Source organism: Lysinibacillus sp. NPDC047702 (assembly GCF_050272555.1).
GTDB lineage: Bacteria > Bacillota > Bacilli > Bacillales_A > Planococcaceae > Lysinibacillus.
This window is the reverse complement of sequence record NZ_JBNNMG010000006.1, coordinates 123051-136836: the sequence shown is the minus strand read 5'-3', so window position 1 is coordinate 136836 and position 13786 is coordinate 123051. Positions and strand designations below refer to the sequence as shown.

The 13786-nt window shown below is 36.2% G+C and carries 8 protein-coding genes; 2 read left to right on the top strand and 6 right to left on the bottom strand.

Features of this window, described 5'->3' with window-relative positions; all coding sequences use genetic code 11:
- Positions 1-59: 59 nt before the first annotated feature.
- The 5 genes from ACQKIM_RS05215 to ACQKIM_RS05195 all read right to left on the bottom strand — a co-directional run bounded on the left by ACQKIM_RS05215 (position 60) and on the right by ACQKIM_RS05195 (position 9652).
- Positions 60-1961 carry an N-acetylmuramoyl-L-alanine amidase gene (locus tag ACQKIM_RS05215; RefSeq protein ID WP_427540094.1) on the bottom strand — a complete coding sequence of 634 codons (1902 nt, stop codon included), beginning with the start codon at positions 1959-1961 and terminating at the stop codon, positions 60-62.
- A gap of 240 nt (positions 1962-2201) precedes the next feature.
- Positions 2202-3134: an NlpC/P60 family protein gene (locus ACQKIM_RS05210; RefSeq protein ID WP_427540091.1), complete on the bottom strand. Its 933-nt coding sequence runs from the start codon at positions 3132-3134 to the stop codon at positions 2202-2204.
- A 351-nt stretch (positions 3135-3485) separates the two neighbouring features.
- Complete coding sequence (locus ACQKIM_RS05205) at positions 3486-4568, bottom strand: S-layer homology domain-containing protein (RefSeq protein WP_427540088.1); 1083 nt, start codon at positions 4566-4568, stop codon at positions 3486-3488.
- Positions 4569-4736: 168 nt separating this feature from the next.
- Positions 4737-5393, bottom strand: a complete 657-nt coding sequence (locus ACQKIM_RS05200) for an S-layer homology domain-containing protein (protein WP_427540085.1) — start codon at positions 5391-5393, stop codon at positions 4737-4739.
- A gap of 293 nt (positions 5394-5686) precedes the next feature.
- On the bottom strand, positions 5687-9652 hold the full coding sequence (locus ACQKIM_RS05195; protein ID WP_427540082.1) for a cell wall-binding protein: 3966 nt from the start codon (positions 9650-9652) through the stop codon (positions 5687-5689).
- 421 nt (positions 9653-10073) lie between these two features.
- Between ACQKIM_RS05195 and ACQKIM_RS05190 the strand changes: the two genes are divergently transcribed.
- Entirely contained in the window at positions 10074-10751 is a 678-nt protein-coding gene (locus ACQKIM_RS05190) for a hypothetical protein (RefSeq protein WP_427540079.1), read from the top strand.
- A complete protein-coding gene (locus ACQKIM_RS05185; protein ID WP_427540076.1) occupies positions 10748-12007 on the top strand; it encodes an HlyD family secretion protein in 1260 nt (419 codons plus the stop codon). The genes ACQKIM_RS05190 and ACQKIM_RS05185 overlap by 4 nt, the downstream gene beginning before the upstream one ends.
- A gap of 195 nt (positions 12008-12202) precedes the next feature.
- On the opposite strand, the gene ACQKIM_RS05180 is transcribed toward ACQKIM_RS05185, so the two are convergent.
- Positions 12203-13696, bottom strand: coding sequence for an S-layer homology domain-containing protein (locus ACQKIM_RS05180; protein ID WP_427540073.1), 1494 nt, complete (start codon positions 13694-13696; stop codon positions 12203-12205).
- Positions 13697-13786: the final 90 nt, after the last annotated feature.

Sequence of the window (13786 nt, the reverse complement as noted above, 5' to 3'; positions counted from 1 at the left end):
AGAAAAACCATATAAAAAAAAGCTACATTGTTCCACTTATGAACAATGTAGCTTTATTGTTATTGTTTTGCGTAATATTGTGAGATTCCTTTGTAGATTGAGTCAGCAAATAACTCTATATACTGATCATCTGTCATTTTCCCACGATCTTCACTATTTGTTAGGAAGCCTAGTTCGACTAGAATGGCTGGTATAATCGTATTGCGAATGACGTAGTATTGTTCTTCTTTAACACCACGATTTTTCATTTTCAAATTATTAACAATTTGATTATTAACAAATGATGCTAGATCAATATCTTCCTGATGCATATCACCTGTTGTAATAGCATAATATGTTTCAGTGCCTTGTGCAGAAGTATTCGCCGCTGAGTTTACATGGATACTTACAAAGATTTCACCATAGTTTGCATTTGTAAAGTCTACTCGGTCCTGTAAAGATGGATACGTGTCATTAGTACGAGTCATCAATACTTTTGCACCTGCAGCTTCAAGCTTTTGCTTCACAAGTGTGCTAACCTTTAATGTAATAGCTTTCTCAGAATTAGAACCTACTACAGTTCCTGGGTCCTTACCACCGTGACCTGGATCAATAATGATAATACGATTTTTTAAAGCATTGTCCTTCTGATTTAATAGTTTTAAATATGATTTATGGACATACCCTTTTTGACCTTCATACGTAACCAGCGCCCAATAGCCGTTAATACTGTTCACTTGGACATACTCACCTTTAGTAAGCTTACCTAGAACCGTAGAAGTAGAATTCGCCTCTTTGCGCATATTTAAATTATCTACTGTCACGCGACCAAGTAAGTCACCTGTCACTGTAGGAGGAGTTGGATCTGGATCTGGTGTTGTAGGCTGCTCAACCTCAACATCCACTGTACTATTTGCAACAATATAACCTGGTAATCCGTTTACTACAGTTAAATAATAGCCACCTGCAGTCTTATAAACTGGTAATTTCACATCACTCTTCACTGAGGAAATGATTTTCGAGGAAGACGATGGCTTAACATAAAGATTAATACCTTGCGTTGTTGTCACCTGTTTTTGAACATTTCCTAGTGCATTTCCATCAGCATCTAAAAATTGTGCATACGTTTTATAAGCATAGGCAAAAGCGCCTTTATAGGTAACCTTTAACCAGTCTCCCTCTACTGCATAGACTGATAGTTTACCACCTTTATTTACTGTACCTACAATATTAGTAGAAGATGAGGAGTCCTTTGATTTACGAATATTTAAACCATCAGATGTACTAGCAATCAATCCAATAACTTGTGATGTATCAGGAACTGCTATGCCTTTAACAGGAGGCTCTAATCGATATTTTTCACTTTTTGCCCGCGCGATAAATAACGCAAACTGTGCACGTGTCACTTGACTATTTGGATTATAATTTTGACCGCTACCCTTTGTAATACCATTATAGTAAATTGTATTCACATATTGAACGTAGTCGTGTGTAATACCTACATCCACAAATGGAGAATCAATATTTTCATATTCACTTGTATCTAACTTAAACGCTTTAGTTAGGACATAACTCATTTCATCACGAGTTAAAGGCTTGTTCGGTAAGAATTGTCCCTTTGTATTGGTTCTAAAGAAACCAAGTTGTACAGCACGTTCTACATAGCCAGAAAGCTCTGTTCCAGTTGTTACATCTGAAAAGTTTGATTTATTGACAACTAGTGGTTTATTGCCTGAAGCAACAACAGCCATTTTGGCAACTTGTCCACGTGTTACTGTGTTATAGGGTTTGTAATACGTTTTACCGTTTTCCGTATATCCTTTAATAACTCCTAAACTAATTAAATAATTGATCTCTTCATACGCTTCATGATCTTTCGGAACATCTACAAAACCGCCACTCGCTTGTGCGCTATGTATAGTAAACATAGAAGCTGAAATGAATAAGACGCATAATATAAGACTGATTTTTCTGAGGTACAATGTCTTATTTCCTCCCTTCCTGTTCTCGTGTTCATTTTAGCAAAATTTCACAGACAAAACTATCATACGAATGTAACTTTTCTACTGTTTTCGGCATCACCTCCATCATTGCGACTTACTTCATAAAAAGAAGAGAGCCTGCAAGTGCAAACTCTCCTCAATTTATACATTATTTTAAAGAACTTCCTTGCAATGTGTCACTTTAAACGTAGCCCTTGTTTAAAGCGAAACGGAATTTAATTATTTCTGTACTTGATTTGCGCGCTCAATAAATGCTTGAAGGTGAGAAATTTTTAACATTTCATCATAACCGAAATTACCGTTACCTTTACCTTCTGTAATACCGTTAGAAGCTAAAATTGAAATAAATTCATTCGCCCAATGACTAGCAGGTACATCAGTAAATGCGATTAATTCACCTTTTTGCTCTAGACCGAAAGCATGTACTAATACTTTCGCAATTTGTGCACGAGTAATTGGTGAAGAAGGGTTAAATTTACCATTACTATCGCCATCAAAAATACCTAACTTCGATACAGCAGCAATTGCACCAGCATGTGCATATGTTGGCTTAACATCAGTAAATTTCGTGTTTTTATCGGATGTATCCAAGTTAAGTGCTTTCGCGATTTGCTCTGCCACTTCTGCACGAGAAGCGTATACAGTGAAATCGATAGCAGCTTCCTTTACTTCTTCTTTTACAGCTTCTGCTTGTTCACTATCAAATGTTGCTACACGTTTCGCACCAACGTAACGAGAATTCCAATAATATGGATCGTTAACATTTGAATAACTAACGCCTTTATCAGTTTGAGAGTGGATCATTTTTCCGTCACCTATGTATATCGCTACATGGGAGATACCACTACCACTAGTGTTGAAGAATAATAAATCTCCTACTTGAAGATCATTTTTTGCTACTGCAGTCCCTTGTTGATATTGAGAGCCTGATGTACGATTTAATTTAATCCCTAAATCTGAAAAGACCTTGGATGTGAAACCAGAACAATCTAGCCCACTAGTAGTTGTACCTCCATAAGCATAAGGAATGCCTATATATTTTGTCGCTGTATCAGTAACATCAGTTGCAGATGCTGCTTCAGCGTTATCTATTTGAGTTGTTGTAAATAACATGAAAGATGCAAAAATCGGTAATAACCATTTCTTTTTCATAGTTTCGGTATACCCCTCTCAGAACTTTTTTGCCTATACATAGACTATCATAAAAGATGCTCTTTTAATTTTTCAATTGTGTAACGGTTTTTGAATACAAAAAAAACGCTGATATACCAACGTTTGCTGGTTTATCAACGCTAAAATATGGGTATTAAATAATGGGTATTCCGGAGTTTTGTAACATTCCTGTAATATTAGCGACATTTTGTCATAATAGATTGCCATATTGAATCATTAAGACTAGTAGAAACACATTTTAATCATGAAATTTTTACCACACCGGTATATACAGTTATTCACCTTACCTCCACTGACATCTTCCCCCCGCTGCTAACTCCTGCACATGAATTATTGACTAGAAAACAATTGCACCCAATAGTAATTTCCTTTGCTGTCTATAGCAATAGCAACTCCTGTATTTGTGTAATTTTCCCGTAAAATATTGTCACGATGTGCTGGTGAAGCCATCCATGCTTTCACAGCTGCTTCGGGTGTTGGAATATTTCTTCCTATATTTTCTCCTAAGCTTGTATAAGGATAATCGAATAGGGTTGCTAAATCCCACGGCATTCCATAGTAGGGTGATTCATGCTCAAAATAATGGCGATTTACCATATCTTGCGCCTTTATAACTGCTACCTGTGTTAATGCTGCATCAAAGCTAAGAGGTTGTAGTTTTTTCTTTTGTCGTTCATTGTTGATTAATTGGATTACATCATTAGACATGGACGATGAATAATTTTTTGTCGACATATATGACTTTGATAAATAATCATAGGCTACCTCATAATTTGTTACTTTAGTTGAAAAGTCGAGGCTACGCTCTACTAATGAGGCAAATTGGGCACGCGTTACTAATTGATTCGGACTAAATTGCTGTGCATTAATACCTTTAATTACGCCCACATCTGCAAGTGATTCAATATAATCCTTCGCCCAGTGACCCTCAGTAACATCCTTAAATTTACTAGCATTTTGGGAATCAACTTCGATGTTATAGGCCAGCGTTAACATCTTAGTAATATGCATTCGCTTTAAAGGAGTCTCGGGATAGAAACAATCACCATTTTGTAAAATACCTCGTTCAACTAAGGCACAAATTTCTTTGTAATACGGGTGGTTAGTTGATAAATCAGTAAAATTAGGTGAAAATGTAGAGTCGAATTTCAATTGCATGGAACGTGCTATTGCCGCAGCCGCCTCTGCCCTTGTAATTGGCTGCTCTGGTCTAAAATAGCCATTCTGATCATTTGTCATATAATGCTTGTCAAGCATATGTGCTATGGAGCTGCTAGCCCAATGTGATTGTGAGACATCCTTTGCAATAGCAGCTGCTAAAACTTCTTCAGAAGTGATATTTAGAGGCACAGCGTATGATGTTGCTAACAAGGTAAGAGAAATGCCAACAACACTTGATATTTTTTTGAACATAGCTACCGCCTCCTTCATTCAAATATGTAAAACAGTGTTACCATTATGTACTTAATCATTTTTACCCCTTTCAACCATATACAAACATACCAGTATTACCGATTTTTTCCTAATCATTTTTTAAAAAAACACTCTATGGGCGGATTGCCTAAGAGTGAGTCTTTATGTTTATTCAACACCAATCACATAAAAGGAGCTGTCATTTTTTTCTAGTACTCGATATAGGAATAGTACCATCTGTCCTCTACGAACATCTGTATAAGGTGAAAATGTAGTCGAGCTAGTTCCTTGTGTAATCCCATAATCTAATAACGTTTGAATATACTGATTGGTTTCATTATCTTTTGTAAAATCTGAAAAAGATGCCGATAATTTTGTGGATTTTTGTAATTCAAAGCCAAGTGTCAAAACTTTCGCCATTTGACTGCGTTTAATAAATTGATCTGGGTAATAATTTGTTCCTTTTTGAATAATGCCCTTTGCGGCTATTGCTGCTATTGGACCATAGTATGGATGAGAGGTTGGAACATCAATAAAGCCAGGATTCCCCACTTCCTTTGTCTCCAAATTTAAAGCTTTTGCTAAAAAAGAAGCTGCTTCCCCACGCGTTAAATTTTGATAGGGGCTAAACATAGTATCTGTTGTTCCAAATACAATACCCTTACTATATAATTCTTGGACTGCCTTATATAATTCTCTCTCATTACCATCATTTTTAATATCAGTAAATGGCATAGATGCTGCTTCTGTTGGGATTGCCATAGCAAATGGAGCTACTATTATTGCTGCAGACAAACAGCTTGCTTGAAATAATTTTTTTGACAAAATAAATTCTTCCTTTCCTGCTCGAATAGATGACTTGAGAGGATTTACATATTTTCATGAACTGCCAGCTTAAATCAATTACGCTCCAGCGTAATTGCGTCCAGATTTTTTTCGAGCTCGCTCGAAAAGCTCCTCTTCAAAATCCGTGACATCCGCCAGAGGCTTTATCTTGATTCAGCGGGCGTTTGTATGCCCACTGAATATGAATAAAATCGCATTCATCTCGCTACCTATAGAGGTGGGAGTATTCTGCTGAATCAAGATAAAGAAAGAGGGACACTTGCCCTCCCTCCTTACTCTAATCCTAATGTTCTTAAATGATCCTGCAAAATACGGAAATTATACACCAAATCCTGTTGTTCAAGGCTAAGTGAGCTGTATAGCTTTTGTGCGGCAAGTACTTTCTTTTCAAATTGTTTATTGTCTGGATCTATTTCGCCAATCGCATTCACTACTTTTAATACCGCTGCTACATCTTTTTCAGCTTTCTTTAAAGTATCGTAGTTGATAACTTGCCCTCTAACTTTTGAATCTAATACTTTGTATGCCGCAACTGCATTTGCCACATCCTCTATATAGGTGCTAGAAGTTGGGTGCAGACCACCTATTATTTCAACTACCTTCTTTACATCAGTCAGATTTTTTTCAGCCTCAAGCAGGATATTATAATTGGAAACTCTTTGTTTATCAATCGTGTTCAAGCTATCATAATCTTTTCTTACAGATTCAACCTTACCAAAATACAGTGGATCACTTGGCTTTAAGTCTGCAATACTTTGATACACTTTAATAACACTGTCTAATGAAAGAAGAAGCTGTTGATTGTATACATATCTTCGCTGCGTTGCATTAAGATTGTCATATGCTTTTAAAATCTTTTGATATTGGCTATCCATATTTTTAGATGTCATCAACTTTTCAATCTCATTGACAACATTTATAACAGGCTTAATCAACTTTTCTTGCTCTTGCAATGTTTTATAGTTTTCAACAGCCATTTGCTGATCTTTCGGCAGCGCATTATAAGTAGCTCGTATTTCTTCAATACGTTTAACATATTGGCTGGCTTCTATTGAAGGTAATTCCTCAATCATGCGCTGTACATTGCCTGCACCTAAAATACTTGATTCAGCCGCTTGTAAAAGATGGTAGTTCGTAACATATTGCTGCATCTCCTTGCTTAGTCCATCATACAATGCACGTGCCTGTGTTGTATCTGTATGGAATGTTTTACTAGATGCCTTTAACTTACCAATTAGTTCGATTACTTTAGCTGTTGGCTCATAGCCTTGTAAAATGGCAATATTTTTGACGAATGCCTTTTGTTCTTTCGTTAGCTTATCATAAGCCTTTCTTGCAGCGTTTACTTGACTAACAAATTTACTTGATTCAGGTTCTAAAACATCGATTTGTACCATGGTATTTAAAATAGGTTTTACTTGTTTCTCACGGTCCGTTAATACCTTCACGTTGGATACAAGCTTTTTCTGTCCTGATTGTAGCTTGTCATAAGCAACACGAGCATTCATTAGCTTTGTTAGAAACTCCTCATCGTCAGGTACAGCCGCATCTATCAAAGCAATCACTGTATGCGCAGATTTCAGCTCAGTTTCAGCTGTGACAAGTTTTTCGTAATTCAGTACAGCACTTTGTTTTTCTGGCGGTAATGCATCATAATTTTTACGTGCTGTATCTAAATCATTTAAAAACGTTTTACTAGTTGGTTTTAATGTTTCAATTAAGCCTATTAATGTTGCCACATCTTCCACTGCTGCTAGCTGGTCATAATTTGTGACACGTTTTTGAGAAGCAGGGTCTAACGCATTGTAAGCTTTTCGTGCTGCTAATACCTTTTTAGAGTAATCCTTACTTGATGGATTTAATGCTGTAATAAGATTAATGACTTTTACGACACTAGCATTATTTTTCTCATAAGCTGTTAACGTTTTATATTGTGTAACTAATTTTTTTGCATTTTTATCCATTGTTTTATACTCAGCTGTCAATGCTGCCACTTTTGTTACAAATGTAGCATCAGACTCATTGGCTAATGCAATCACACGATCATCAAAGCTTTTAGCAGTTGTCATATAGCCCTTTGCTGTTTGTAAATCTTGATAATTCGTGACTAGTAGTTTTGCTGCATCTGAAAGTGCTGCATAATCATTTAGTAACAGCTCAACTGTTTCATTGTATGTTTTTTGTGAGGTATTTAAGGCCAGGATTCGCGTAATAATGCCAATTGCCTCTACTTGATCTTTCAACGTTTTATAGTTTTTCACATAGACCTTGTTTGTAGCATCTAGCTTTAAATAAGCTGTATTGGCAGCTTTCGCTTTTTTTGTATAATCCTTTGCAGCAGGGTCTAGCTTTTCAACAAGTGTAATAACATTTAAAACAGCTTTTTGTGATTTTTCTAAATCGGTTAATATTTTAATATTTGTGACACGTTTTTTTGCTTCTGTAGAAAGAGCATCATATTGTTTTCGTGCATCCTGCATATCTTGAATCAGATTTTGTGAGCTATTTAAAGCTGTAATTTTACTTACAACATCTGCTAATGCCGCTTCCTCATTAGAAAGCAAAGTTAATTTTTCGCTTAGCTTTGTCTTAATAGTGGTTAATGCAGCTTCCTGTGCATGACCAGTCGGATCTAAAGCATTTACCTTCGTTTGGTATGTCATAATTTGCTGGCTATAATCTGGCGATGTAGTCTTTAATGCATTTACCTTATTCATTAAATCAGCATATGGAAAATAGATAGCTAGTTGAGCCTTATTTTGCACAATCGCCTGCTCTGTAGTACTAAGTTTATCAAAAGCCGACTGTGCTAATAGTGTTTTACTTTCAAACGTAGAGAGGCTAGGATCAATGGCAGCAATTAATTTATCTACATCTGTCGAAGCACTATATTTCTTTTCCCAGTCTATTAATGATGCCAAGTTATTGACAATTTTTTTGACATTTGCTGCATTCACAGTAGAAGGTGGAGTATTGTAAGCCTCTCGTGCCTCCTTAATTTTTGTAAACTGTTCTGCTGCACTTGCACTTTCGATAGCTTGAATAAGAGCTTCAATTGTTTCAGCTTCTTGGATTTCCTTCTCAGCAGCAGTTAGATTTGTAGCATTTTTGACAAATGCTTTTTTATCTAAACCGTTGTAGGAAGTTGTTAGATTATTAACTATTGTACGATAATCTGCACTATTAGAAACTACTAACGTATTGATTTGCTTTGAAACATCTGCCGCAGCTTTATAAGGTAAAAAAGCATTATAGTTAGTAATATAATTTTGAGCTTCTTTCGTTAATTTACCGTGGGCTGCTTCAATGGCAGAAACTGCGCTAATAAAAGTAGTTGCCTTATCAAAGCTTGCTGCATCCTTACCTATTAATTGAGTAATACTATCCTCCACTTTTAAAGCAGCATCAATATTTTGCTTTGCATCAGTGTAGGTTTTATAAGGAGCAATTGTTTCATCTTTAGGAATATAAGCTATAACTATTTTTTTATGATCTGCTGATAAAGCGTTATAGGCTACTGTAATATCAGACACAGTATCCTTAACGATTGAATAGTCAGGGGCAGATTTTGAAAGCTCTAATTTTAAATCATCCAATAGTTCAATAGCGGGCTGTACAGCAGCAACAGCATTTACCATTGTAGTTAGCTTATCTAGATCAGCACCATTTGTTTTAAAGTAATTTTTTTGCGTTGCTTCATCATAGCCATACTGAACTGCAAGCCCTAGCATTGATGAAATTGCCGTTTGCGGTGCTGCATTCACAGCTTCTTTAAAGGTCTTTTGCACATTAGCATAGGAGCCAGCTTTGGCTTCATTCATAAATTCTTTATATTTGTCATTTGTCTCCTCAGCATCTCTAATAAGAGAACTACTTGTATAAGTTAATTTATTAATACTTCCGCCAAGATTTTTAATATCCGTTAACAGGTTTTTCTGCGCTCGTACGTAAGCTACCTTAGCTTTAATAAATTGAACTTCATCAGCAGTAAATCCTGCTGCATTTAAACCACTAAAGCGGCTTTCTGCAATCGTTATATCATCGAGTGAGGATTTATCTGTTAAATTTTTATACATTGTTTGCAGTTGTTCTTTTGTCTCCACTGCTACTGCATTCACATAGGCTACTTGCTCCGTTTTTTGATGTGGCTGTACTTCTTGAGCATTGACAAGCGCTGCCGGTGATAGTAATAAACTTGTCAACACACCAACTTTTATTGGTTTCTTCAAAATGCCCACCCTTTCTTTTTACATTATATAGGAAAATGGATATGTATTTATGGCTTCAAATTGTCTATCTTTAGTATCGGTACTTCTCGTTCAATTTCAAGCTATTCTCTCAAAGTCTCTTATGCCCTTTACGAACGTATTGATAATTGCTATTTTTAGATTGTATAGGCTTTTTATAGGAAGTTATTGCAAGGATACTATATAATCGAATTATGTGCATTGATCCTGCACAAATTTTGGAAAACCAGTGAATTTACTAGAAAAAAATGCATTTGACGATTCATTTTAAAAACACTCAGAAAAATTCGATTGAAATTTCTCTTTATCGAGAAAATTCCTTTTAAAAATCAGCATTTATCCTATGTTATTTACCAGTAATTAGGTGTATACTACATCTCTACTATTCAATTTACTAGAAAGGGAGCTCTATATGTTTTATCACTATAAGTTTTGGCATAGCTTAACGCATCCCAATAACTTTACCCAAGCCGTCGAAGGAGGAGAAATAAGAGGCTATAAAAAACGATCCTTCACTGTTTTTATACTTTTCATGCTACTATTCATCATTCGTGAATTTTGGGGCATGGGTACTGAAAGCTTAACAACATTATTTGCAATGAATCATCAGGATGAATACTATACAGCTCGTTTACTTTCAATGATAGGCACTATTGCCTGGGGAATCATTTATTATGCCTTTCATTATTACGGTGTTACATATTTGTTGCATCTGTTAACTGACATACCATATAAATGGATTCAAAAAGTACAACTTTATGTCATGGTATTGTTATTAATTGAAAAAACAATATTATTTGCTGTGTTCTATTTAGTAGGCTATACAACTACCTTCTCCTTCCTATCACTTGCACCACTTGCTCAGCAAGTTATGGAAACAGATGTAGTATTATTTGTTATTAATCAATTAACTATAGCAACCCTATTCACAATCATTGTGCAATATACCTTTCTTTCTAAATGGGAGGAAGTATCAGATCGTAAAGTTTTGCTAGCAAAAATAATTATTCTACATGTGCTAATGGCTGTGTTTGTTGGAATGATTAGTGTACTGCCTTTACAAGAATGGATTACAAGGGGGTTAGGATGATGCGCTTTATTAAATCCAGACCTTGGACAAGTTTGAGTATGATTGTACTAGCGATACTAATCGGCGTGAATGCTTATTTTGTATTTAAGGATGACAGTAAGGTTGCTCGCTCCTATTTTATAGATGAATTCCAAAGAGCTACTACCGGTGATCGTGTAGAAACAATTAAAAAAGATGCAATAGTTGCTCCGGCACAAACATATTCCATCTCCGCAGATGCAAAAAGCCTTTCTGCGATCGATGTTAAACGTGGTCAGGAAGTTCGTGTCAGCGATATATTAGCTAGCTATAAAACAGAAGAAGTTGACGATGAATTAACAAAGCTTGAAGCTGAGCGTGATGCTTATGAAACGGAATTAAGTGATTTAGAATCCGCTTTAGCACAAATAGAATCGGAATATGGTGGGCAAAGTGACCCTAAAAGCTCTATCAATACGGATCAAATTAGTGATAAGCTAAATGTCACGGTTAAATTAGAATTAGGTCAGCAAAATTCTCCTTCTTCTGCAATGGCAATTTTAAACCGCCATATTGCAGAGGCAACTAGACAAGTAGCATTAATGGAAGCACAAATAGCCCAAATTCAGGCACGCCAAGGTGTTATTAGTCCTGTTGACGGTGTTATTTCAAACATAATAGAAGAGGCTGGCGCAGTAACATTTGAAATTTATTCATTAGAGAAATCTATGCTCGCCTACTTATCTGAGGATGAATGGCAAAAGGTGAAGGATGGTCAAACCGTTAATTTTGACTTGCAGCATTATAAGGATGATTTATCTGGTATTGTACTTCAAAAGCAACTGATAGCTACTAATAATGAATCGCATTGGGCAAATGAATTAGCTAAATCAATAAAGCTGCCACAGCCTTCAAGCTATGAGGTCATATTGCAGCAGGACAATGTTCTAGACAATATTCCATTCTCTACAGTTGGTCAGGCTTCCATTATCGTGAATGAAGCATTCGATGCCTATAAAATTGATTCTACATGGGTAAAGTCTACAAAGAAGGGCCAACAGAGTGTTTATATTATTGGTGAAGACGGTAAAATTCGTTTGGAGGATATAGACGTTGCCTTCAAAACGGCAGATACTACAATCTTTACAGGCTATATGGAAGCTGGGATACCGATGATCGATAAAGAAAATCGCAATATTTTAGCTCGTACCTTCCGTTCCATGCCAATAAAAAGGATTGAATGGCAACAGTTTAAAGAAATAGGTTGGAAAGACTATGTAAAATATATTGTCTTTTAATATATTAAAAACCTCCCTGTATTTTGCGAGGGCACTGAAAAAGTCGATTTGCCACAAAAATTGTGATGCAAATCGACTTTTTTTAGTTTTCAAATCTAACAAAAGACAAATTTCTAATATAAAAAAGTGATTTTTTTAGTTTTTCAGTGCCCTTGTATTTTGCTAGGGAGGTTTCTTGTTAGCTATTAATACCTTTTAATAAAAGGGTGTATTCTCCATTTGTTCCTCTGTTGCAAACTCATAGTACATCGTTGTGACCCCGCTTACTTCATAGATCATGCCATGAACATAAAGCTTCTCACCATTTGTACCAGTTAGACGAATAGAGAAGAGCGAATCCTCTTTTGCTACTCCCTTTATCGTAACACCTTCTGTTGAAAGCTCCGCATTGATGATTTGATGATCATATCTTGCACCTGTATACTGCTCTACTTTAATATCCTTCACTGTAAAGCCAATATCACTCATTGAAATAAATGCACTGTTTATTTCAACTGCGGACGTTGTATATATATCATAGCCGCTCGATTCGGCATGAATTCCTACTCGAACTGATTGACCTTTACCGTCTGATAATGTTGCAATATAATCACCCGCTTGCAATAGCTTTAGCTCATAGCTTCCACCTTTCGGAATCATTTCCTCTTCCCAGCCATCAAAATTCACTGGCTGATAGCTGTATACTTTTTCACTTACAGCATGTCCACCAGCCGTTGTTAGCTGAATGTTTTTTGGATCAAAGCCTAAATCCTCCTCCAATAACATCGCTATGCCTGGAGTTACCTCGTCCGATTGCTGGCAATTCATCTGGAGTTTACCATCGACTTTGCTGACAGTTACTTTATATTTCACCATTTCTATCATTTCATAATTTTCTTCATTATCGATATTGTAGCCCATCAGCATAAAATAGCCTGATCCTTCTCGTAATGCTTCAATTTTCACTTCATTATTAGCTTGATGCATTCGGAAAGATTCATGATCTCCTTCTATCGCCTGATTATCTGTAGCATATGCCTCAATAAAATTAGATCCAAGCTCTTTTGCTGTAAACGTTTTGGTAACTCGTTTAGCCTGCATAGCCTCCATGCGCTGAATAAATACTGCAAGCTGTGAACGATTGACAGTTTCCTTTAATCCAAACTTAGTTGGCGTAATTCCCTTCGTTATCTGATTTTCAAACAATGGAATAACTGCATAATAAGCTTCGGAATATTTCACTATATCTGTAAAGGGTAAAGCATCTACTTCATTGCTTTCTATCTGGTAAGCAGCAGTTAGCATTTGTGCTAATTGTTCACGTGTAATGGCTTCATTGACACCAAAGCTGCCATCAGCCAAGCCTAGTAACGCCCCTTTATTTTCCAAGGCTGCAATAGCTCCATAATAATCGTCGCTTGGCTTAACATCCGTAAATTTAGGGTCTTCTACATTCTTTGTATCTAAATGTAATACATTGGCTAAAATTTTTGCAGCCTGTCCACGTGTAACATCAGCAAATGGTTTAAATGTACCATCCGCATACCCTTTTATAATACCTCGCTCCGCTAAATCCTTTACAGCAGCCCCATATTCCTGTGTATAATCAACATCCGTAAATTTTTCTGCTGCCTGTGCAGTCGGTACCACAATAGCACTTGTTGTTAGAGCAGCAATTAATGCGCCCTGAAATAAAGTATGCTTCTTCACCAGTTCAACCCCTCACCATGTTTTATCTATTTTACTATGATAATACGAGTAAGAGAAACCAAAAGTTTCATAATATACCAATGCAACATT

Excerpts from the sequence above, each read along its gene's own strand:
- ACQKIM_RS05210 (WP_427540091.1), bottom strand. The coding sequence starts at position 3,134 with ATGAAAAAGAAATGGTTATTACCGATTTTTGCATCTTTCATGTTATTT.
- ACQKIM_RS05185 (WP_427540076.1), top strand. The coding sequence starts at position 10,748 with ATGATGCGCTTTATTAAATCCAGACCTTGGACAAGTTTGAGTATGATT.
- ACQKIM_RS05205 (WP_427540088.1), bottom strand. The coding sequence starts at position 4,568 with ATGTTCAAAAAAATATCAAGTGTTGTTGGCATTTCTCTTACCTTGTTA.
- ACQKIM_RS05190 (WP_427540079.1), top strand. The coding sequence starts at position 10,074 with ATGTTTTATCACTATAAGTTTTGGCATAGCTTAACGCATCCCAATAAC.